This is a genomic window from uncultured Rikenella sp. (assembly GCF_948810725.1).
Lineage (GTDB): Bacteria > Bacteroidota > Bacteroidia > Bacteroidales > Rikenellaceae > Rikenella.
This window is the reverse complement of the sequence record NZ_CAQIVA010000008.1, coordinates 1-22,088: the sequence shown is the minus strand read 5'-3', so window position 1 is coordinate 22,088 and position 22,088 is coordinate 1. Positions and strand designations below refer to the sequence as shown.

The window sequence follows — 22,088 nt, the reverse complement described above, 5'->3', positions numbered from 1 at the left end:
CAGGAGGGTACTGCGCTCGGGCCGCGCGGGCCCCACGTCCCGTGGACGGGAAATGCTTACGCATTTCAACTACCAGCCTCTACCCCATTCTTTGTTCGCGCGCAGATGGGGCAACCGACAGCTTCAACAAATTGTTATCCGCCAACTTACTCCTCGGCCCGTTCCCCCAACCGAGCCTCCAGCGCCTTGAGCTGCCGCGACAGCTCGGCCACCTGCTTCCGAAGCTCCGGCAACTGCTTGACCGAAGCCTGAATACGATGCCCCTCCAACCCCGGATAGGCCGGAGAACCGAATACCGTCACTCCCGGAGTCAGGATATTGTTCGGAATCCCTGACTGAGAACCGATCTTCACCCCGTCCGCAATCGCGATATGCCCGACAACCCCCACCTGTCCGCCCATCATCACATTCCGCCCCACCTTCGTAGAACCCGCAATACCCACCTGAGCCGCCATCACCGTATTTTCGCCGATCACCACATTGTGCGCGATCTGGATCAGGTTGTCGAGCTTCGCCCCCCGCTTGATCCGCGTGGAACCCATCGTCGCCCGGTCGATCGCACAATTCGAACCGATCTCCACCCCATCCTCGATCACCACATTTCCGATCTGCGGAATCTTCTGGAACGAGCCGTCGTCGGTCGGCGCAAAACCGAACCCGTCGCCGCCGATCACCGTCCCGCCATGCACAATCACATCGTCACCGAGCTCGCAAGCCTCGTAGACCTTGACCCCCGGATAGAGAATCGTCCGTTCGCCCACCCGAACGCCGTCGCCCACATAGACCTGCGGCCAAATCTGCGCCCCCGCCTTCACCACCGCCCCTTCGCCGATCACGGCATACTCGCCGACATAAACCCCCTCGCCCACCGTCGCGGTCGGATGGATCGAGGCCAACGGACTAATCCCCGTCTTCTTCGGCTTGTTCGCCACATACAGATCGAGCAACGAAGCGAACGCTTTATACGCATTCTCGACCCGCACCAGCGTCAATCCCTCCGGCAGCGCCTCGCGAACGATCAGGTCGGCATTCACGATCGCAATCGTCGCCCCCGTCCGATAGAGGAACTCCTCGTATTTCGGATTGGAAAGAAAAACCAGGTCGCCGGCCTTAGCCTCCTCGATCTTGGCCACCGAACCGACCGCAGCCTGCCCGTTGCCTTCGACCGTGCCGCCGAGAAATCCGGCGATCATCTCTGCTGTAAACTGCATCATCGAATCTGATTTAGAGATATGTGTAAATTCCTACCGCGCAGCCCGCACCAACGAATCGAGACAGGTGTAGAAAGCCGGATCCTCGCCCGTAAAGCGCCGCACCGTGCTGCCGTCCGGCGCCAGAATGATCTTGGTCGGGAAAGCCTCGATTCCGTACCGCACCGGAATGTCATCCCCTTCGGCCCGCACATGGATCCACGGCAGTCCGTGTTTTTCAACTCCCTTTTTCCAAGCCTCCTCCGTATCGCCGCAATCGATGCCGACGAACTCCACCTGCCGGCCGTTCCCCAGCTCGGCGTAGGCTTTCTTCATCTCCGGCATCCCCTTGATACACCAACTGCACCAGGTTCCCCAAAAGTCGAGGACAATGTATCTGCCCTCCTTATTGAACAGCGACGAGAGGGTGAAATCCTTTCCGTCCAACCCCGGCAAGGTGAAGTCCGGCGCCACCCCGCCTCCGGCCATCGCCGTGCGGGCCTCTTCGGCGGCAAAAACCTTGGCGATCTCTTCGTTTTGCAGGTCGAGCCACGCTTTGAAGGGGCCGTTTTTCACCGAATCGTCGAGCCCGCGATACAAGCTGTCGACCAGATACGGATCGCCGATGGTCGTCAGGTAATAAGCCGAAAGCTGGGCCGACGGATTCTCTGCGATATAGTCGGTCTTGAGACTGGAAATGGAATCGGCCAAAACCTGCATCTGCATCTGCAACGAGTCGGCCACTCCGCTCCCCGGCTGCACGAACGAAGCGGTCATGCCGAGCATCCCGAGCTGCATTTCGAGCGGTTCGATCACCTTCTGCCGTTCGAGCCACTCCTCCTGCACCGGCGATCCGGTCAGGGTATAGTCGATGGTCTGATGTTCCGGTTCGTATTTCCCTTCGACGCGCATGTCGTTCTCGCCGGGCAGCAGAAAGAGTTGAATGGTCTGCCTCGGCCCGTCGCCGCGATAGCCGCGCGGGGCGAGAATCATGCGATAGAGCTGCTCGTCATCCGGCGTCGTCACACGGAATTCGACGCTCTTCCCGTCGTCGCTTTTCTGCCCGCCGATCATCCGCTGCACCATCGGCTGCCGGTCGCGAATCGTCGCCGGGGTCATATAGGCGCAGATCAGGCTGTCTTCCTGCAATCCTTCGATGCGAACGGTGAGGCGTTCCTTTTCGTTATTACGGCATCCAAAGGTCAGCAGAAGGAGGCCGAGAAGCAAAAATCTATTTTTCATTATCACTGGTTTTCAAATGGATACAAAAGAACTCCGAGGCATCGCCGGAGAGAGGGGAAGTTAGAAGCGCAAACCGAGATTCACCGAGAGCACGCTGCTCTTGGCATGATCTTTCTTGTTTTCGCTGACCCGGATGGTGGAAATATCATACCGCACTCCGAGATCGAACCACCGGCGGAACTGGTAGTTGATCCCTACCGGAATCGTCAGGTCGAAGCTTTTGCAATCGTCCATCAGGCTCCGGGTATGGGTCGTCGTTTCGGTCACATTGCCATTCACGTCATGCGAGTTGCTGTTCCATTTCTGCTGGGCCTTGACGAGCCAGTTGAAAGCCACTCCGGCCTCAAGATTGAGCCCGCCGATGAGGTAAACTTTGGCCATCACCGGAATCTTCACATAGTTGTAGGAGTAGATATCCTGCTGGTCGTTATCGACTTTGCTTCCTTGCAGCGAATACAAGGCTTCGGCCTGCAATCCGATGAGGTCGTTGATCTTATAGCCGGCCATAAGTCCGAAGCTCCCCCGAATCCGGGCTTTGGAATAAGTGGTTTTGGTCATCGAACTGACGTTCATCCCGACACGGGGGCCCCAATAAAAATCCTGTGCCGAAGCACTATGGTTCAACCCGAGGCCAAAGATCGCCATGAAAAGGATTTGCACGAATCGTTTTTTGGTCTGCATCGCTTTCAAAATCTATATGTGTGGTTTGAGTGAATCGGTCGGTTCGCCGGGCTGTCGTCCTCGTGTCGGAGGAGCGGAGGCGAAGCCAACCGTTTTAACTGCCAAAGATAAGCATTTATTTTTCAGTTGCTTCGGAATGGGGATTTTTTCAGGCTTTGGCGGTTTGTGTTTCTGTCTTGGCTTCGTGGGATTTCAACCGGCGGTACCCCGCCCCGGGCTTCCGCAACCACGCCTCGGGCGTACCGGGTGGCGTCGGCGACGAGGGTTCGGTCTGGTCTGCGTCGGTGCCCAACGGTAGCACGTACGCCTGGCGTTTGTTGTTCCATGCGACGAACATGAGTCCTTCGAATGCGAGCTATCGCGGCTACGGTTTTCTGTTGCGTTGCCTCTCGGAATAAACGGGGGACGAACAGCGTCTTTTACTGGCCGTGTCTACCCCAGATGGAGACCGAGACTACCAATTGTTTGGGGTAGAGACACTTAGGGCAGATGGACCATTGGAGCAGAAAAAAGCCGGTTCGAGTGCCGAGCGGCACCGCCCCGGGCTTCCGCGACGCGGGCAATCTTGCTCAATGGGGTGATCTAATGCACGTCGGAAACAACGGATTCAGTTGGAGCTCCGCAATCAGCGGCTTCGACGGCATGTATTTGGGTTTCGACTCGGCAGTCATCTACCCCAGCAGTGCATCATCCCGGGCTGGCGGTCTTCAGTTGCGTTGCCTCTCGGAATAAACGCGCCCAAAGGGCGTTTTGCTGGCTGTGTCTACCCCAATCACTGAGCTGGCTCTACTCTATTTTAAGTTGAATCCTGCGGTTCGCAGAACCGCCCGGGCCGGAGCCACCCCAGGCGTAGGCCTGCAACGTCGCAGAACTCGTTTCCGCCCACGCTGGCTCCGACCCGCTCCACTTAAGCTACCCTATTGGGGACGAACTACCTATTCGTTTTTGACAAAGTGGGCCGGACGCCCGGGAGGAACGGCAACTCTCGACGCGCAAGCGGCGTGTTGCGGGCCGCCCGTGGGCAGGCGGCCGGCCCGCGCGACCCTAAAGGGTCGCAAGAACATAGCCTCACTGCCTAAATTTCTCGGATGACAAGACTGGTGACCTTATTGGGTTGCAGGAGCAACATCTCATTTACCGCCCAAGGCTGTCGGGTTCGTCCTCGGCGCACCTCTCCCGCGCCACTAATGCGTCGCTCTCGCCGAGGACGGCGATTCCCTTCGGAATCGCGCTATTCGCTCTCAGTCTTAGCTGTTCGCCGCCAGCGGTGAATGCAACGAGCCCCGACGAGTTGCAGTCCGCCGCGTGGAGTGGCGGCGAACTGCGCGACCCTTTGGGTCGCAGGAACAGTGCCTCGTTCACCGCCCAGTCTATCAGTTTCGGCCTGTCGCCCATCCCCCCGAAGCCGCTACGCGGCTGGGGCGACAAGGCCGGCGACCCTAAAGGGTCGCAAGAGCACTGCCCAAGTCCCCGCCACCTGCCTCGCCAAAATTCTCGCCCCATTCTCGGCCCAGCACGGCGGGAAAACCGGTTACGGTTTTCCCGCCCGAAGAACGAGCACGCCCCAGTTCTCCGCCCCGTGTCCGCCTCACTGCGGCTCCGCTTTCGCTCCGCCGCATTCCCGTCGCCCGCCGCAATTCTTGCCGAATTGGCTCACCGCCAATCGGCAGAATATGCCCTCTTAAGCAGGCGGGCGACGGATTTTTCGTGGGTGGGTCGAGTTTTTCGCGCGCCTGCGCGATTCATCTATATTCGGCTACCGCCGAAATAGTTGAATCGCTCTTAAGGTGGGGCGCGCGGTTTGGTTTGAGGATACTGTTCTCTTTGCGAACAAAGAGAACCAGAAAAACTTTAAAGCGCATCCCTGCGGGATGCTTTGGCCGGGTCTAACCGCATAATCTCAAACACACATTCCTACCCCAAACAATACGCGTCAGATTCAAATCTTAACCCGACCGCATCACAACAAGAGCATCCCCCTAAGTACACAAAAAGTAGCAGGGTTTCTTGCCTGAGACAAGAAACCCTGCTACTTCACTAACTCGCTGTGTGCTTCCGAACAACTCCCAAATGCCATACCGGCATTCAAAAAAGATTCGAATCACACAACCGTCTAAGCATTGTTACCAATGACTTAGCACGTCATACGATTACGCCTACTTCGCCGCCCCTACTTCCGCAGCAGCAGCTTCGGTCGCCTCCGCAGCCGCGTCGTAGTGCATCGCCGCATAACGCTTGTAGCTGTTATACCGCCACTTAGCATTCTCTTCCGAAGCCGCAAAAAGTTCCTGTGCTTCCTGCGGGAAAGCTTTCAAGAGCGAAGTGTAACGCACCTCCTGATGGATAAATTCCTGGAACTTAGACCAATCCGGTTCTTTGGAATCGAGGGTGAACGGATTTTTCCCTTCCTGTTCCAACAGCGGATTGAAACGCCACAGGTGCCAGTAACCGCATTCCACCGCACGTTTCTCGGTCAGCTGCGAAACGCCCATCCCGTTCTTGTTCCCGTGGTTGATACACGGCGCATAGGCGATAATCAGCGACGGCCCCGGGAATGCTTCCGCCTCCTTGAGCGCCTGGAAATACTGGCTGTGATTAGCCCCCATAGCGACCTGAGCCACATAAACATAGCCGTAGGTCATCACCATCGCGCCCAAGTCCTTTTTGCGAATCCGTTTACCGGACGACGCGAACTTGGCCACCGCCCCGACCGGCGTAGCTTTGGATGACTGGCCCCCCGTATTGGAGTAAACCTCGGTATCGATCACCAGCACGTTCACATCCTCGCCCGAAGCCAGCACGTGATCCAACCCGCCGTATCCGATATCGTAAGCCCAACCGTCGCCGCCGAAGATCCACTGCGATTTCTTGATCAGGTACTGCTTCAGTTCCTTGATCTGTCGGCAGTAGTCGCACCCGCAAGCCTCAACGAGCGGCAGGAGTTTGTTGGTCGCTTCCACGGAAGCCGCCGAACTGTCCTTGCCGTCAATCCAAGCCTGCATAGCCGCCTTGAGTTCTGCCGAGCAATCCGCGCAGTTGGCAATCGCGTCGGTCATAATCTGTTTCAGCCGGTCGCGCATCTTTTCGACGCCGATGTGCATCCCGAGACCGAATTCGGCGTTGTCTTCGAAGAGCGAGTTGGCCCAAGCCGGCCCGTGTCCCGAAACCTGATCCGGGCAGTACGGCGTCGAAGGCGCGGAACCGCCGTAAATCGACGAACAACCCGTCGCATTGGCCACCATCATCCGCTCGCCGAAGAGCTGGGTGATCGATTTGATATACGGCGTCTCGCCACACCCGGCGCAAGCCCCCGAGAATTCGAAGAGCGGCTGGGTGAATTGCAGGTTTTTCACATTCTGGGTCTTGTCCACCGCCGTAGACTTGTAGCCCACCTTGCCGTGCAAGTACTCCCAGCGCGGTTCTTCCGCCGGCAGCAGCGTTTCCATCGGCTCCATCACCAGCGCCTTGCCTTTCGGTGCCGGACATACGTTGGCACAGTTGCCGCAACCGGTACAGTCGAGCGGCGAAACCTGAATCTTGAATTTGTACTCTTTGAGTGCCCCGTTCCCCTGGATGAACGGCGTCCCTTCCGGCGCAGCCGCCGCCTCGGCTTCCGTCAACAGGAACGGCCGAATGGCTGCGTGAGGACAAACATAGGCACACTGGTTACACTGGATACAGTTTTCGGGTTTCCAAGCCGGAATAGCAGCTGCAATCCCCCGCTTTTCATATGCCGCCGTACCTGCTTCCCAAGTCCCGTCTTCCCGTCCGGTGAATGCCGATACCCGCAGATCGTCCCCCGCCAAAGCGTTGATCGGGTCAACAATTTTTGAGATAAATTCCGGACGCGACGGGTCGGCAGCTTTCGCCGTAACGGTAATCGACGCCCACTCTGCCGGCACTTCGACCTTCACCACATTCTTCCCCCCCGCATCGACCGCAGCATAGTTCTTGTTCACCACATCCTCGCCCTTCTTCCCATACGATTTGTAGATGGCTTTCTTCATCTCTTCCACTGCCTGGTCGTACGGAATCACCTCCGAAACCTTGAAGAAAGCGGACTGCATGATCGTATTGGTACGCGACCCCAGCCCCAGTTCCGACGCGATCTTCGTAGCGTTGATGATATAGAAGTTGATATGATGTTCCGCCAAATAGCGTTTCATATCGTCCGGCAGGTGTTTCTTGGTGGTCTCTTCATCCCACACGGCATTCAGCAGGAACGTCCCCCCGTCTTTCAAACCCTTGAGCAGGTCATACTTGCCCAGGTACGACGGCACGTGGCAGGCCACGAAGTTCGGCGTGGTCACCAAATAAGTGGAACGGATCGGCCGATCACCGAAGCGCAAGTGCGAAGAGGTATACCCGCCCGACTTCTTCGAGTCGTACGAGAAGTATGCCTGACAGTATTTATCCGTCGCCCCGCCGATGATCTTGATGGAGTTCTTGTTCGCCCCCACCGTCCCGTCGGAACCCAGCCCGATGAACCGGGCTTCATAGGTAGAAGCATCCCCTGCCGCCACTTCCGCACCCACCGGCAGCGATTTGAAGGTCACGTCGTCCACGATCCCGACCGTAAACTGGTTCTTGGGTTCGTTCTGGGCCAGATTTTCGTACACGGCGATCATCTGGGCCGGCGTGGTGTCTTTCGACGACAGCCCGTACCGACCACCGATAATCAGCGGTTTCCGATCGGCCGGTATATCCTTGCGGTTGGCGAACACTTCGACCACGTCCAGATACAACGGATCGCCGTTGGCCCCCGGCTCTTTGGTACGATCCAGCACGCAGATACGTTTCACGGAATCCGGCAACGCCTGCAAGAAGTATTTCACGCTGAACGGCCGATACAAGTGCACCGACACCAAACCCACCTTCTCTCCCTTCGCACGCAACATGTCGATCACCTCCTTAATGGTCTCCGTCACACTGCCCATAGCAATCACCACATGGGTCGCCTCCGGATCGCCGTAGTAGTCGAACGGATGATATTCCCGCCCGGTAATCTGGCTGATCTTCGCCATATAATCCGCCACCATATCCGGCACGGCGTCGTAGAATTTATTCGCCGCCTCTCTACTCTGGAAGTAGATGTCCGGATTCTGTGCCGTCCCGCGGGTCACCGGATGTTCCGGATTCAAAGCCCGTTCGCGGAAGGCCTTCAAAGCGTCCATATCGATCAGCGATTTCAGCGCTTCGGTATCGAACTCTTCGATCTTCTGAATTTCGTGCGAAGTCCGGAAGCCGTCGAAGAAGTTGATGAACGGCACCCGCCCCTTGATTGCGGTCAAATGCGACACCGCCGAGAGATCCATCACCTCCTGCACCGATCCACTGGCGAGCATGGCAAACCCGGTCTGCCGTGCGCTCATCACGTCGGCATGGTCGCCGAAGATCGACAAGGCCTGTGCGGCCAATGCCCGGGCCGAGACATGGAACACCGCCGGCAGCAGTTCCCCGGCGATCTTGTACATGTTCGGGATCATCAGCAACAACCCCTGCGATGCGGTATAGGTGGTGGTCAACGCCCCCGCCTGCAACGAGCCGTGCACAGCCCCTGCCGCACCCGCTTCGGACTGCATCTCCTGCACACGGACGGTTTCGCCGAAAATGTTTTTCTTCCCTGCGGCCGCCCATTCGTCCACATACTCCGCCATGGTCGAACTTGGCGTGATCGGATAGATCGCCGCCACTTCGCTGAACATGTAAGCGATGTGCGCAGCGGCATAGTTCCCGTCACAGGTAATGAATTTCTTCTGATTTGCCATTGCTATCGAAATTGTTGAAATAATTTACTTACGGTAAGCCAACTCCTGACGCGCCTGCGAGAGCGTCTCTCCCGCGACGAAACGCGCGCCCGATTGGACAAAGTTACACAAAATTTCGGCTCGGCGGGTCGCTAAGCCGATAAAATCCGGTTGAGCCGTTCGACCAGCGCCTCGGCATCGGCCACGGTGACGATTTCGCCCCCCTCGGCGACGGAGATCTTCCCGCGTTCTTCGGAAACCACCACCACGACGGCGTCGCTGTGTTCGGTCAGCCCGATGGCGGCGCGATGCCGCATCCCGTAGTGCTGCGGAATATGCGGGTTGTCGGACGAGGGCAGAATGCACCGGGCGGCATGAATCCTTCCCTGTCGGATAATCACGGCGCCGTCGTGCAACGGGCTGTTCTTGAAGAAGATGCTCTCGATCAGCCGCACGTCGATCCGGGCATCGATCGTGTCTCCGGTCGCGGCATAAGCTCCCAGATCGCCCTGCCGCTCGATACAGATCAAGGCGCCGGTATAGGTCGCGGCCATATTCCGACAGGCTTTGGCGACCTCTTCGGTCCACTGGAGGTCGCTCCGGACGCCGGCCGACCGGAAGATGCGCCGCACGAAGCGGTTCTTGGCTTTGGCATAGCGGCTCCCGAGCAGCAGGAGGTATCGCCGGATCTCTTGTTGAAAGACGATGATCAAGGCGAGTACGCCGACGCCGATCACTTGCCCCATAATGGAGCTGAGGAGGGTCATGTTCAAGGCTTTGACGACGACCCAAAGGAGGTAAACGATGAAGATTCCGGCAAAGATGGTCATCACGGAGGTACCGCGGATCATGCGGTAGACTTGATAGAAAAGCACGGCGACGACCAGCACGTCGATGATGTCGAGGACGGTGATACTGATAAAATCCATAGGTTTTCTCCTCCCGGGGTGAATCGGCGGAATTGTGTCGGTAAAGATACGATTTTTCCGTTTCCGGCGGTTCGGAGCGCGGTCTCGAAGGAGTTGCCGGCGGTTTTCGGTGGAGTCTTTTTTAGGGAGAGAAGCGCCCCGGGCTTCTGCGGCAGCGGAGAGGGGGCGCTGTGGAACATCGGCAGCAACGGTTATATGTGGCAGTCAGCTGTCAGGGCGTTCAACGGCACGAATCTGGGTTTCAGCCCTTCCTGGCTGTTCTCCAACGGATCAGATTATCGCGCCTACGGTTTTCAGTTGCGGTGCCTCTCGGAATAAACGGGGGTAGAGGCGGCCAGTAAACACCCTGTGGGTGCGTCCCGGGCTACCGCCATTCGCACTCGGGAATGCTGGGGGGCTTGGGTTATCACGGCTTCAACTGGTCTTCGACAACATACAACGACAATGGAATGTATCTGGATTTCAATACAGAGAACCTCTATTCCAGCGGTGCGAATCGTCGTGCCTACGGTCTTCAGTTACGTTGCCTCTCGGAATAAACGGGGGACGAGAGGCACGCGAATACTGGCCGCCTCGGCCTAAATGACCGGCTGCCTCTACCCCAAGTAACCGACAATCTCTGCCCTACTTTTCTAATTGGACTTTGGCGGTCGGACGCCCGGGAGGTACGGCAACTATCGACGCGCGAGCGGCGTGTTGCGGGCCGCCCGTGGGCAGGCGCCCGGCCCGCGCGACTCTACGAGTCGCAAAAGCATAATCTATTCGTCCTTGGCGCGCTATTTCGTTCTTAGCCTAAGTTCGCCGCCAGCGGGGGCGCAACGAGCTCCGTCGAGTTGCAGTCCGCCGCGTGGGGTGGCGGCGAACTGCGCGACTCTGCGAGTCGCAGAAGCTCGGCCAACAGTTCAGCCCAATCCACCGCCCGAAGAACAAGCACAGCCCAAAGCGTACCCCAATTCTCCGCCCCGTGTCAGCCTCACTGCGGCTCCGCTGTCGCTCCGCCACGCTTGCCGTCGCCCGCGGCAATTCTTGCCGGATTGGCTCACCGCCAACCGGCAGAATATGCCCTCTTAAGCGGGCGGGCGACGGATTTTACGCGAGAGGGTCGAGTTTTTTCGCGCGCCTGCGCGATTCAACTATTTCGGCTCACCACCGAAATAGCTGAATCGCTTCTTTATGCGGGGCGCGCGGCTTTGGCTACAGGAGGGTACTGCGCTCGGGCCGCGCGGGCCCCACGTCCCGTGGACGGGAAATGCTGGCGCATTTCAACTGGCAGCCTCTACCCCCGTTCTTTGTCCGCGCGCTGGCGGAAATCTTATTCAAACGCAAATCATGCGTTTGAATGATTTCCTACTTCAGCGATCGCGCGCGGCTTTGGCTACGGAGGGTACTGCGCTCAGGCCGCGCAGGCCCCACGTCCCGTGGACGGGAAATGCTTACGCATTTCAACTACCAGCCTCAGCCCAAATCTCAAGACCCCTCTACCCCAACTACAAAAACTCCTCTCCCAAAACTTCAACACGAAGTTTCGGGAGAGGAGCCTAATTTCAAAAACACGTACTACAAAATACTGAATGCCACGGTCAAACCCGCCATCACAATCGCCACCATACTCATCAGCTTGATCAGAATATTCAGCGACGGCCCGGAAGTATCCTTAAACGGATCCCCCACCGTATCGCCCACCACCGTAGCCTTATGAGCATCCGAACCCTTACCGCCGAGATTCCCCTCTTCGATATACTTTTTGGCATTGTCCCACGCACCGCCCGAGTTGGCCATAAAGATCGCCAGCACGAACCCCGCACCCAATCCGCCGACCAACAGCCCCAACACCCCCGCCACACCGAACACGATCCCCGTCACGATCGGAGCCACGATAGCCAGAATCGACGGCAACAGCATCTCCCGCTGCGCCCCTTTGGTCGAAATCGCCACACAGCGTGCATAGTCCGGCGTCGCCTCGCCCGTCAGAATCCCTTTGATTTCGCGGAACTGCCGGCGAACCTCCTCAACCATACTCTGCGCCGCCCGCCCCACGGCGTTCATCGTCAACCCACAGAAGACGAAAGCCATCATCGAACCGATAAAGACCCCGATCAAGACCTTCGGATTCATCAGATTCACCTGATAGTACTCCATAAAGTCAGGCAACGTAGCCGCCTCGACCGGCACCGCATTCCCCAACACCTCGATAGTCTTGACCCCGATATGCTGCAACCCCATCTTGATTTCCTCCAGATACGAAGCCATCAGGGCCAGTGCCGTCAGCGCCGCCGAACCGATCGCAAAGCCCTTGCCCGTTGCCGCCGTAGTGTTCCCCAGCGCATCCAAGGCATCCGTCCGTTTCCGTACCTCCGCTCCGAGGCCGCTCATCTCGGCATTCCCGCCGGCATTGTCCGCAATCGGCCCGTAAGCATCCGTCGCCAGCGTGATCCCCAGCGTCGAAAGCATCCCGACCGCCGCAATCCCGATCCCATACAGCCCCAGAGCCAGATTCTGAGCCGTCAGCATATTCGCCACGTCGAACCGAATGGCGCACAGGAAAGCCAGCACGATCGCCACGCAAATCGTAATCACCGGAATCGCCGTCGAAAGCATCCCCAGACCGATCCCCGAGATAATCACCGTCGCCGGCCCCGTTTTCGAACTTTCGGCCACTTTCCGGGTCGGTTTATACGACTGCGAAGTGTAGTACTCCGTCGATTGCCCGATAATGATCCCGGCCACAAGCCCCGCAATCACCGAGAACGAAATCCCGAGCCAGTTTTCCAGCCCCAGCAGATAGAGAATCACGAACGTAGCCACGGCAATCAGCAGCGAACTGGTGTTCACCCCCAAGCCCAAAGCCTTGAGCAAATTTTTCATCGAAGCCCCCTCTTTCGTCCGCACGAGGTAGATCCCGATAATTGACAACAGAATCCCGACAGCGGCAATCAGCATCGGCGCCAGCACGGCCCGCAGCTGCATCTCCGGCGCCAGCGCGAAAGCCGAAGCCCCCAACGCCGCCGTTGCCAGTATCGAGCCGCAGTAGCTTTCATAGAGGTCTGCCCCCATGCCCGCCACGTCGCCGACATTGTCCCCCACATTGTCGGCAATCGTAGCCGGATTCCGCGGGTCGTCTTCCGGAATCCCTGCTTCGACTTTGCCCACAAGGTCGGCACCCACATCCGCAGCCTTGGTATAGATCCCGCCCCCCACACGCGCAAACAAGGCCTGAGTCGATGCCCCCATCCCGAAGGTCAGCATCGTGGTGGTAATAATCACGAGTTTCTGGGTGGTGGTGATGTCATTGTAGAACCACTCCAGCACCAGGTACCAGGCGGAGATATCCAGCAGCCCGAGGCCCACCACGACAAGTCCCATTACCGCGCCGGAGCGAAAAGCGACTTTCAGCCCGCGGTTCAGCGACTCGGAAGCGGCCTGCGCTGTCCGGGCCGAAGCATACGTAGCGGTCTTCATCCCGATATACCCGGCCAACCCAGAAAAGAAGCCGCCGGTCAGAAACGCAAACGGCACCCACGGGTTCTGCACGCCAAAGCCATAGGCGAGCACGGCAAAAAAAGCGCACAGTACAAGAAAAACGATGCCGACGATCTTGTACTGCTGTTTCAAATAGGCCATGGCACCTTTCCGCACATGGGCGGCAATGGTCTGCATGGTCTCGCTCCCCTCGCTCTGCCGTTTCATGTGCACGAAAAAGTAGCGGGCGAACCCGAGCGCAATCAGCGCCGCTGCCGGTACGAGCCAGAAAATCTGAGGTATGTCTGTATTCATAAGCGGTTGTTTTTGAATGAGCTCTGTTTGGTGTCTGAAAGATAGACATTTTTTTCTTTCGCCCGCCTCCTGCTCTCGACTTTTCCTCCTATTTTTGCTCTCTATCAAAAATCAATCGGTTATTCTGCATCTCGTTCATTGGGTTGGAGGGTACTGTTCTTTTTGGCTTCGCCTTCCTCCTCGCCGCTCGGCAATTCGCAAACTACGTTTGCATTGCCCCCGCTGGCAGCGTCGGTTGTGAACAAAAAGAACCCAAAAAAACTTCAGAGCGCATCCCTACGGGATGCTCTGGCCGGGTCTGCCCGATTGGTTGGGCTGGATTTTCCGGCGGGCGCGCTAATAATGGGCGAGAACCCCACGCGCGCCGCGCCGGAAAACCACAGCCCAACGAAACAAGGCGGAGAGAACCCGTGGTCGGCCCACCGGGACGACCTCTGCAAAAGTTCTTTGGGTACCTTTCTTTCAAGAAAGGTACGGTTCCGGCCGGCACAAAGAACAGCGTGCGAGAAATTGATCGTTTTTAATACTGAACGATATGGAGAAGTTGAAAAACGAAGAATTGGGTCGTCCCGCCCCCTCGGACTTCGCCCGGCAACCCAAGATGCCCGTCGTCGTCGTCCTCGACAACGTGCGGAGCGCCGCCAACGTAGGCGCCTTTTTCCGGACAGGCGACGCCTTCGGCGTCGAGCGGATCGTACTGTGCGGCATCACCGCCCAGCCCCCCTCCCGCGAGATTCACAAAAGCGCCCTGGGAGCCGAGCTGACCGTCGCCTGGGAATACGCCGCGAACAGCACCGACGCCGTGGAACAGCTGCGCGCCGCAGGATACACCCTGCTGGCCGTGGAACAAGTGCGCGGAGCGACCCTACTGTCGAACTGGAACCCCGCAGAGCAGCCCGGAGAGGAGCGTTTCGCCATCGTCTTCGGCAACGAAGTGGAAGGCGTCGGACAGGAAGTGGTCGATCTGTGCGACGGAGCGTTGGAAATTCCGCAGGTCGGCACCAAACACTCGCTGAACGTGGCCGTGAGCGGCGGCATCGTGCTGTGGGAATTCTTCCGACGGTTCGGACGCCGCTGAAACAGCGACATTTTTTCGACCGCATTTAGCCGCAAAACCCTACTTTTGTAAAGCCGTTGAGAAATCGCCTCGGCCCTCGCCTCCTCACTATGGACTACACCCTCTCCCACCTCGTCCGCCTCACCCGCGACCACCGGTCGGACAGCACGCTGCACGGCCCGGATCGCCGTTTCACCCACATCGTCACCGACAGCCGGAACAGCATCGCCCAACCCGACACCGCCCTGTTCGTCGCCCTCGTCGGGCCCAATCACGACGGACACCGCTATATTCCGGAGCTCTACCGGCGCGGCGTGCGCTCCTTCGTGGTCGAACAGATGCCCGACACGCCGCTCCCCGACGCCTCGTTCGTAGAGGTCGCCGATCCGCTGGCCGCTCTGCAATTGCTGGCCGCCGACCACCGGAGCCGATACCGGGGCACCGTCGTCGCCATCACCGGCAGCAACGGCAAAACCGTCGTCAAAGAGTGGATCGCCCAGCTGTGGCCCGAGGCAGCCGGCCGGCTGCTGCGGAGCCCGCGAAGCTACAACTCGCAGTTAGGGGTCGCCTTGTCGCTGCTGATGATCGAAGGGGACGAAGAGTGGGTGGTGATCGAAGCCGGCATCTCCCGTCCCGGCGAGATGGAGCGATTGGAGGCGATGATCCGGCCCCAGATCGGCCTGCTGACCAACATCGGCGAGGCGCACGGCGAAAATTTCGCCTCCGAACAGCAGAAATTGGACGAAAAACTCCGGCTCTTTACCCACGCCGAGACGATTATCTATCCGGCGGACGGCTCGATCGTCCCGGAAACCGTCCGCCGGAGCTGCAACGGAGCGGGCCGGAGAGTGTACGATAACGAATCCGGCCTGAAAGCGATCCGGAACTCCGACGATTTTCCGTTCCACGACGCCGCGTCGCTCCAGAACGCGGCGTTGGTCGACACGCTCTATCGCGTAATGGAACGGACACACAAGCCTTTCAGCGAATTGCAGCCCGTCGCCATGCGGCTGGAGTTGCGGGAGGGAATCTTGGGCAGTTGGGTGATAAACGACAGCTACAACAGCGACCTGACCTCGCTGGGCATCGCCCTCGACTACCTCGACCAGACGGCAGGCGAGCGACCGAAAGCGCTGATCCTCTCCGACATCCGACAGGCCGGCAGACCACCGGAAGCGCTCTATGACGAGGTCGCCCGCCGCGTGCGCGAACATCGGATCGACGACTTCGTGGGGATAGGGCCCGAACTCGTCGCTGCGGCCGACCGGTTCATCCCGGCGGCCGGACTCGGGCCCGAACAGGCGCGTTTTTACGCCACGACGGACGATTTTCTGCGCCACACCGACAAAGAGCGTTTCGCCGGAAACGCCATTTTAGTCAAGGGAGGCCGAGCATTCGGTTTCGAGCGCATCTCGCGACTGCTGGAAAAGCGCACGCACACGACTACTTTAGAGGTCAATCTCAACGCCTTATCGGCCAACCTGGCCCACTTCCGCGCCATGCTCCGGCCCGGGACGCGGGTAATGGCGATGGTCAAGGCCTACTCTTACGGAACAGGGTCGGCCGAGATCGCCGCGATGTTGCGGCACGAGGGGGTGGATTATCTGGCGGTCGCCTTTGCGGACGAGGGCATCGCCCTGCGCGAGGCGGGAATCCACCTGCCGATCGTGGTGCTCAACTCCGACCCGGGGAGCTTCGCCGTGATGGCCGACTACGGTCTCGAACCGGAAATCTACTCGTTCGCCTCGCTGAAAAGCTATGCCGACGAGGTGCGCAGCCGGGGGATGGCCGCGGCGCCGATCCACCTGAAGATGGACACCGGAATGCACCGGTTGGGATTCGTTCCGGAGGAGATCGCCGAGTTGTGCGCCGTGCTGCGGCAGGAAACAGGCGTGCGCGTGCGTTCGATTTTTTCGCACCTGGCCGCCTCGGAAGACCCGGCGGAGGACGATTTCACCCGTCGGCAAATCGGCCTTTTCACGGAGATGAGCGAGGCGATTATCGAATCGCTGGGCGACCGTTCGATTCTGCGCCACATCTGCAACAGCGCGGGAATCGCCCGCTTTCCGGAGGCCCATTTCGACATGGTGCGGCTCGGCGTGGGGCTCTACGGCATCGACGACCCGGCGTTGCAGGTGGCGGCGACGCTCAAGACCCAAATCGTGCAAATCAAAGAGCTCGACGCGGGCGAAACAGTGGGCTACAACCGGCGCGGGGTGGTGACAGCCCGGATGCGTACGGCGACGATTCCGATCGGTTATGCCGACGGCATGGACAGGCGGCTGGGGCGGGGAGCGGGTTCGGTTTCGATTCGCGGGGTGCTGTGTCCGACGGTGGGAAATATCTGTATGGACACCTGTATGGTCGACGTTTCGGGGGTGCCGGAGGCGCGGGTGGGCGACGAGGTGGTTATTTTCGGTGACCGGCCGACGATTCGCGAGGTGGCGCAGGTGCTCGGAACGATCTCGTATGAGGTGCTCACGTCGATATCGGCACGCATCAAGCGGATTTACGTGCGCGAGTAATCGCTTTCTGCGGGTGCCCGGGCTACCGCCATCGGGAAACGGGCGCGCTACGGCTTGTCGGCAATGGCGGGTACAGCTGGGGTCACGGTCAACGGGACTAATGGGGTGTTCTTGTTTTTTTGCACACAGTATCTCTATCCGAGCACTTCGGACAACCGCGCTTTCGGTTTTCAGCTGCGTTGCCTCTCGGAATAAACGCGCCCACAAGGCGTTCTACTGGCAGCCTCTGCCCCAAGCAACTGGCTGGGTCTACCCTAAATAAATACAAGGCCGCCTCTACCCTAAACACACCCTTTCTTTGGTCTGACTTTACGCGGGACGCCACCACGCCGTTGAATGGGACCTTCCCGTACTACTCGGATGGGGTCGTCGGAGAGTCTTATGGCTCAGGCCATTACAAGGCTACTAACGGTCGTCTCTACAAGGTAAGCACCTCTGGCGCGGGAACCCCGCTCGCCTGGTACCCCGCCCCGGGCTTCCGCGACGCAGGCAATAACGGGCGATTGGGCGCTCTGACGAACGTCGGCAACTACGGGTTCAGCTATTCGTCGTCGGTGAGCGGCAGCACTGGGGTGTACTTGGATTTCTACGTGGCGCACCTCAATCCCAGCTACGCGAACAGCCGCGCCTTCGGTCTTCAGTTGCGTTGCCTCTCGGAATAAACGGGCCGGAGAGCTTTCGCCGGAACCGATTAGGGGCTTAAAACCCAAACTTCTACCGACTTTTTCCATTCGGATTTTACGGATCATGCGGCACCGCCCCGGGCTACCGCGTCAGTGCTTCGGGCGGGCCGGGTGGCGTCGGCCACAGCGGGTTCAGCTATTCGTCGTCGGTCAGCGGCAGCAATGGGGTGTACTTGAGTTTCTACACGCAGCACCTCAATCCCAGCCACGCGGACAACCACGCCTACGCTCTTCAGTTGCGGTGCCTCTCGGAATAAACGGGGCAGATCGGCACGCGAATACTAGCTGGAACTACCACAAGCAATCAGCGACCATTGCGTTTACTGCGGTTCGCAGAGCCGCGCGGGCCGGACGTCTCCCCCTCGGGAGGGACACACAGCGTCTTTTACTGGCCGCCTCTACCTCATGAAAGTACCTCCCGGGCGTCCGACCCGCACTATTTTACCCGCTACAAGTTCCGCCTATTCATCCTTGGCGCGCCTTGTGGATGCAGTTCGCCGCCAGCGGTGAATGCAACGAGCCCCGTCGAGTTGCAGTCCGCCGCTTGGGGTGGCGGCGAACTGCGCGACCCTAAAGGGTCGCAGAAGCTCGGCCCAAAGCACTGCCAAGAGCATAGCCCAACCCACAGCCCAAAGCACTGCCTCATACTCAGCCCAGCGCGGCGGGAAAACCGGATACGGTTTTCCCGCCCGAAGAACGAGCACAGCCCAAAGCACAGCCCAATTCTCGGCCCCGTGTCCGCCTCACTGCGGCTCCGCTGTCGCTCCGCCGCGTTTTCGCGCGCCTGGGGAAATCCAGTCAAAACGCACAAGCGAGTTTTGATGATTTCCCTTTTAAGGCGTGGCGCGCGTTTGTCCTACAGGAGGGGACTGCCCTTACGCCGGGCGGGCGGTGCCTCCCGGCACTCGGAATGGGCAGCCTCGGCCCAATTCCGCGTCTCATTCTTTGTCCGCGCGCCTTGCGCGATTCATCTATATTCGGCTCGCGCCGAAATCGCTGAATCGCTCCTTTAGGCGGGGCGCGCGGTCTAAGCACGGCCCCGGCTGGAACTGTTCTCGTTGGCTTCGCCTTCCTCCTCGCCGCTCGGCAATTTGCAAACTGCGTTTGCATTGCACTCGCTGGCAGCGTCGGTTGTGAACAAAAGGAACCGAAAAAACTTTAGAGCGGATCCCTACGGGATGCTCTGGCCGGGTCTACCCGCATGTGCAAAACCGCGACAGCCTCGGCCCAAATCAGTCGCTACAACAACAGTCACAACGGAGATTATCCCCAAAAGCGCTTCCCCCGCCGACACAAAAAGTGTAACTTTGTCCACCAAGCCCCCCTGAAACGATGTTTTTAGAACGAATCTCCATCCTGAATTTCAAGAATATCGAGGAAGCCGAACTGGAATTCTCGGCCAATGTGAACTGTCTGGTCGGCGACAACGGCGCAGGAAAAACCAACCTGATCGACGCCGTCTACTACCTCTCGATCAGCAAAAGTTCGGTGGGGCTGACCGACGGACAATCTGTGCGGCACGGTTCGGACTATTTTATGCTCGACGGCCGCTATTCACTCAGTGAAGGAGAGCGGCGGGAGGCGATCGTATGCAGTTTCAAACGCGGCGGAGGAAAAGTCATCAAACGGAACGGCAAAGAATACGACCGGATGTCGGAACACATCGGCCTGCTGCCGCTCGTGATGGTTTCGCCCGCCGACACCGCCCTGATCCACGAGTCGGGCGACGAACGGAGACGGTTCCTCAACTCGTTTCTCTCCCAGACCGACCGCGAATACCTCACGGCGATCGTCCGTTACAACCACCTGTTGCAGGAGCGCAACCGGCTGTTGAAAACAGGCATGGGGTCGGCTTCCGACGAGATTCTGGAGGTGCTGGACATGCAGCTGGTCGAGACCGGAACGGCGGTGCACGAGAAACGGGCCGAGATGATCCGGCGGCTGGCCCCGAAAGTGGCGGAGTACTACGGCATTCTCTCGTCGGACAGGGAGGAAGTCACCGTCTCCTACAAATCGGAGCTGACCGAGACGCCGTTCGCCGAACTGCTGACGGCGGCGAGGGAGAGAGACCGGGTGTGCGGCTTCACCAACTGCGGCGTGCACCGCGACGACATGAAATTAGAGATTCTGGGATTCCCGATCCGCAAATACGGCTCACAGGGCCAACAGAAATCCATGCTGCTGGCCCTGAAGCTGGCACAATTCGATATGATGCGGGAATTACGAGGGATTCGGCCGATTCTGCTCCTGGACGACGTATTCGACAAACTCGACATGGCGCGGGTCGAAGCGCTGATCGGTATGGTCTCGTCGGATCGTTTCGGCCAGATCTTCATCACCGACAGCAATAAGGTTCGGTTAGAAGGGATTCTGACCCGGCTGACGGAAAACTACAAGCTCTTCGGGGTGAACGGCGGACGGTTCACGGAACTGTAACCTCCTCTCTCTTTGTCCAAAAATCCGCCTATTTCGGGAACCGCGGTACCATGCCGAGTCTCGTCATCCCTTCATACCAGCCGTTCCGCCGTTCGGGAATCGTCTTCATAAAAGGCAGAATATCGTCGCCATATGCCCGCCGGGAATAGAAACATAACAGCGACGCCTTCTTCCCGTCGATCACCACCTGCCGATAGTAGTGTATATCGACCTCCACGCAATCCAGCACACCGTCCCGCCCGTCGCTGACGATAAATTCTAGGATATATTCTCCCGGTTTATCCGGATTTTCCGCCACCAAATACCGGCAGACCTTGTCCGTCTCCCGGCGTCTCTCCAACTCGGCCACTTTCGCCCGGACAGTCGCCTCAGGCGTCCTGTCCCAAAAGATCACGCTGACGGTAAACATCTGCGTGTAGCGTTCGAGCGTCTCGCCTTTGGGCAGGTACTCCTGAAGATAATAGATATCCTGCGGATGGGCGCTCCAGGCGAGATAAAATTTCGTTCCATCGTACTTGATAGGATTGCCCGCATCGAAATAGGCGACAGGCTCTGAAGCGGCCCACCCGGACCGCACCAGAGCCGTCAGCAAGATGCAAAACCACAAAAAATGTTTCATGGCAGATGGAGTTAAATACTTCTATCTTTTTTGGAGGCCGTCCCCTAAAACCGAAGCACCGCCACCACCGGCATATGGTCGGAGAGATACCGCACCCCGTATCCGTCGGGAATCACCTCGTAGGTGACAGGCACGAAACCGCGGAAAAAGATATGGTCGATCACCTCGCCCTCTTCGCCGTGTCCGAATCCGCGATAGGTGACCGGCGGCAGCGAGTCGCCCTGAGGCCGGGCAGCCTGCGAACTGCGTGCTTCGGCAAACCCCGGAGCATCGACCAGCGGAGCGAGCGACGGATCGGTGGTCGGATAGTTGAAATCGCCCATCACAATGGCCGGTATCGAATCGCCGAACCGTTCGATCCGTTCCAGCATCAGTTTCGCGCTTTCGCGTCGCGCTACGGTTCCCACGTGGTCGAAGTGGGTGTTGACCACTATAAATTCCCGACCGGTAGCCCGCTCCTGCAACCGCACCCAGGTGGCGATCCGCACGCAAACGGCATCCCATCCCAAACCGGCCTGCTCGGGCGTTTCGCTCAGCCAGAAGTGGCCGTCCGCCACCGGTACGTACAACGAGTTCCGATAAAATACGGCTGCATACTCTCCGGCCTGAGCTCCGTCGTCGCGTCCCACGCCGACATAGGAGTAATCGGTCAATGCCGAGTCCAAAAAGGCGACCTGCTGCGCCAGCCCCTCCTGAATCCCCATCACGTCGGGCCGGACGGTTTCGACCATCCGCACGACGGCATCGCGCCGATTGTCCCAATAATCGGGCCCGTCGTCCGGATTGGCATAACGGATGTTAAAGGTCATCGCCCGCAGGGTCGAAGAGTCGGCTGCTTCTCCGTTTTGTCGGGTCGCGCTGCCGCATGAAACAAGTGCAGTGGCTCCCGCAGCAACGAGCAGGGTCAAAAGAATACGTTTCATATTTTGTATGTGTTAAACGATTTCGCAGGGTAAAGATAGCGAAATTTCGGTTGGGTTCCGGAGGTTCAAGAAGCCGCCCTGGGCTACCGCAGCGCTGGCACCGGAGAGCTGCTGAGCACAGGCAATGGAGGTTACAGTTGGTGCGCAACTGCAAACGGCACTAAAGATCAAGATTTAAATTTCAATTTTCAAAATCTTAGCCCGACCTATTCCGACATTCGTTCTTCCGGTTTTCAGTTGCGTTGCCTCTCGGAATAAACGGACGCCCATAGGGCGTTTTAC

General features: G+C 58.7%; 16 protein-coding genes. 8 read left to right on the top strand and 8 right to left on the bottom strand.

All coding sequences use genetic code 11. The features are described from left to right. Positions 1-146: 146 nt before the first annotated feature. The 3 genes from lpxD to Q9S52_RS04620 are packed head-to-tail and all read right to left on the bottom strand — an operon-like array spanning position 147 to position 3,113. A complete protein-coding gene (lpxD, locus tag Q9S52_RS04630; RefSeq protein ID WP_300829055.1) occupies positions 147-1,214 on the bottom strand; it encodes a UDP-3-O-(3-hydroxymyristoyl)glucosamine N-acyltransferase in 1,068 nt (355 codons plus the stop codon). Positions 1,215-1,244: 30 nt separating this feature from the next. After that, positions 1,245-2,432 carry a TlpA disulfide reductase family protein gene (locus Q9S52_RS04625; RefSeq protein WP_304708317.1) on the bottom strand — a complete coding sequence of 396 codons (1,188 nt, stop codon included), beginning with the start codon at positions 2,430-2,432 and terminating at the stop codon, positions 1,245-1,247. Between the two features lie 60 nt (positions 2,433-2,492). Continuing rightward, on the bottom strand, positions 2,493-3,113 hold the full coding sequence (locus Q9S52_RS04620) for a porin family protein (protein WP_294593892.1): 621 nt from the start codon (positions 3,111-3,113) through the stop codon (positions 2,493-2,495). 176 nt (positions 3,114-3,289) lie between these two features. Between Q9S52_RS04620 and Q9S52_RS04615 the strand changes: the two genes are divergently transcribed. Together Q9S52_RS04615 and Q9S52_RS04610 are read left to right on the top strand one after the other, a co-directional pair. Beyond that, a complete protein-coding gene (locus tag Q9S52_RS04615; RefSeq protein WP_294593894.1) occupies positions 3,290-3,511 on the top strand; it encodes a hypothetical protein in 222 nt (73 codons plus the stop codon). 124 nt (positions 3,512-3,635) lie between these two features. After that, on the top strand, positions 3,636-3,845 hold the full coding sequence (locus Q9S52_RS04610) for a hypothetical protein (protein ID WP_304708316.1): 210 nt from the start codon (positions 3,636-3,638) through the stop codon (positions 3,843-3,845). A 1,424-nt stretch (positions 3,846-5,269) separates the two neighbouring features. Here Q9S52_RS04610 and nifJ read toward each other — a convergent pair. Together nifJ and cdaA are read right to left on the bottom strand one after the other, a co-directional pair. After that, complete coding sequence (nifJ, locus tag Q9S52_RS04605) at positions 5,270-8,881, bottom strand: pyruvate:ferredoxin (flavodoxin) oxidoreductase (RefSeq protein WP_304708315.1); 3,612 nt, start codon at positions 8,879-8,881, stop codon at positions 5,270-5,272. A 131-nt stretch (positions 8,882-9,012) separates the two neighbouring features. After that, positions 9,013-9,789 carry a diadenylate cyclase CdaA gene (gene cdaA, locus Q9S52_RS04600; RefSeq protein WP_294593898.1) on the bottom strand — a complete coding sequence of 259 codons (777 nt, stop codon included), beginning with the start codon at positions 9,787-9,789 and terminating at the stop codon, positions 9,013-9,015. Between the two features lie 195 nt (positions 9,790-9,984). Between cdaA and Q9S52_RS04595 the strand changes: the two genes are divergently transcribed. Next, positions 9,985-10,107 (top strand): hypothetical protein, encoded by a 123-nt coding sequence (locus Q9S52_RS04595; protein ID WP_297624142.1) that lies wholly within the window; start codon positions 9,985-9,987, stop codon positions 10,105-10,107. A gap of 68 nt (positions 10,108-10,175) precedes the next feature. After that, the gene (locus Q9S52_RS04590) at positions 10,176-10,328 is read left to right on the top strand and encodes a hypothetical protein (protein ID WP_300729268.1); all 153 of its coding nucleotides are present in this window, start codon (positions 10,176-10,178) and stop codon (positions 10,326-10,328) included. A gap of 1,018 nt (positions 10,329-11,346) precedes the next feature. Here the strand turns inward: Q9S52_RS04590 and Q9S52_RS04585 are convergent. Further along, positions 11,347-13,563, bottom strand: a complete 2,217-nt coding sequence (locus tag Q9S52_RS04585) for a sodium-translocating pyrophosphatase (protein ID WP_297831242.1) — start codon at positions 13,561-13,563, stop codon at positions 11,347-11,349. A 535-nt stretch (positions 13,564-14,098) separates the two neighbouring features. Here Q9S52_RS04585 and Q9S52_RS04580 point away from each other — a divergent pair. From Q9S52_RS04580 to Q9S52_RS04565, 4 genes are all read left to right on the top strand, one after another. After that, positions 14,099-14,641, top strand: coding sequence for an RNA methyltransferase (locus tag Q9S52_RS04580; protein ID WP_304708314.1), 543 nt, complete (start codon positions 14,099-14,101; stop codon positions 14,639-14,641). 56 nt (positions 14,642-14,697) lie between these two features. Next, on the top strand, positions 14,698-17,145 hold the full coding sequence (gene alr / locus Q9S52_RS04575; protein WP_304708313.1) for an alanine racemase: 2,448 nt from the start codon (positions 14,698-14,700) through the stop codon (positions 17,143-17,145). A 332-nt stretch (positions 17,146-17,477) separates the two neighbouring features. After that, complete coding sequence (locus Q9S52_RS04570; protein WP_304708312.1) at positions 17,478-17,807, top strand: hypothetical protein; 330 nt, start codon at positions 17,478-17,480, stop codon at positions 17,805-17,807. A gap of 1,353 nt (positions 17,808-19,160) precedes the next feature. Further along, on the top strand, positions 19,161-20,264 hold the full coding sequence (locus Q9S52_RS04565; protein WP_304708311.1) for a DNA replication/repair protein RecF: 1,104 nt from the start codon (positions 19,161-19,163) through the stop codon (positions 20,262-20,264). A 28-nt stretch (positions 20,265-20,292) separates the two neighbouring features. On the opposite strand, the gene Q9S52_RS04560 is transcribed toward Q9S52_RS04565, so the two are convergent. Further along, positions 20,293-20,883: a hypothetical protein gene (locus Q9S52_RS04560; RefSeq protein ID WP_304708310.1), complete on the bottom strand. Its 591-nt coding sequence runs from the start codon at positions 20,881-20,883 to the stop codon at positions 20,293-20,295. A gap of 44 nt (positions 20,884-20,927) precedes the next feature. Beyond that, positions 20,928-21,806, bottom strand: coding sequence for an endonuclease/exonuclease/phosphatase family protein (locus Q9S52_RS04555; RefSeq protein ID WP_300828900.1), 879 nt, complete (start codon positions 21,804-21,806; stop codon positions 20,928-20,930). Positions 21,807-22,088 lie beyond the last annotated feature (282 nt).